Source organism: Psychrobacter sp. 1U2, assembly GCF_051847575.1.
Genome location: NZ_JBPYDC010000815.1, coordinates 1 through 822, shown reverse-complemented (window position 1 = coordinate 822; position 822 = coordinate 1). Strand labels below are relative to the sequence as shown.

At 48.1% G+C, this 822-nt stretch carries 1 protein-coding gene; it reads left to right on the top strand.

Annotation, left to right across the window (positions count from 1 at the left end; genetic code table 11):
• Positions 1-822: CaiB/BaiF CoA transferase family protein (locus ACS8FD_RS18900; RefSeq protein WP_439276987.1), on the top strand; the 822-nt coding region annotated here is incomplete at both ends.

The window sequence follows — 822 nt, the reverse complement described above, 5'->3', positions numbered from 1 at the left end:
CATGGTATCAAGGTGCTCGACTTATCAAGAGTATTAGCCGGACCATCTTCTACACAAGTGCTCGCTGATCTTGGAGCAGAAGTCATCAAAGTTGAGCGACCCGGTATCGGTGATGAAACGCGTCATTGGGCACCGCCCAAGTTTAGCGATGATACTTCTGCTTATTACGCAACTATTAACCGTAATAAAAAATCGCTTACGGTCGACATCACCACGCCAGCCGGACAGACTATCATTAAGCAGCTTATCGCTGATAGTGACGTTGTGGTAGAGAACTTCAAGGTTGGTGGTCTCAAAAAATATGGCCTGGACTATGAGAGTCTCAAACAAGACAATCCGCGTTTAATTTATGCGTCATTGACAGGGTTTGGTCAAACAGGGCCAGATGCCAAGCGCCCGGGTTATGATTATATTATTCAAGGCTTATCGGGGCTAATGAGTATTACCGGTCCTAGCGATGGTGAACCCCATAAGGTCGGCGTCGCAGTCGTCGATTTGTTTGCAGGCTTGCAGCTGACCATTGGTATTCAGGCGGCACTGTTAGCGCGTCAACGTACAGGTCTTGGACAACACGTCGATGTGGCATTGCTAGACAGTGCGCTGGCTATGCTGGCGAACGTCGGTATGAATCACTTGGCATCAGATAAAGTGCCACCAAGACTGGGTAATCAGCATCCAAACATTGTGCCTTATCAGGTATTTGCAGCTCAAGGTGAAGAGCATTTCATATTAGCCTGTGGTAATGATAGCCAGTTTGCCAGACTTTGTGACGTGCTAGGCGTAGATTGGCATACGGACAGTCGCTTTATGACCAATCCTGCC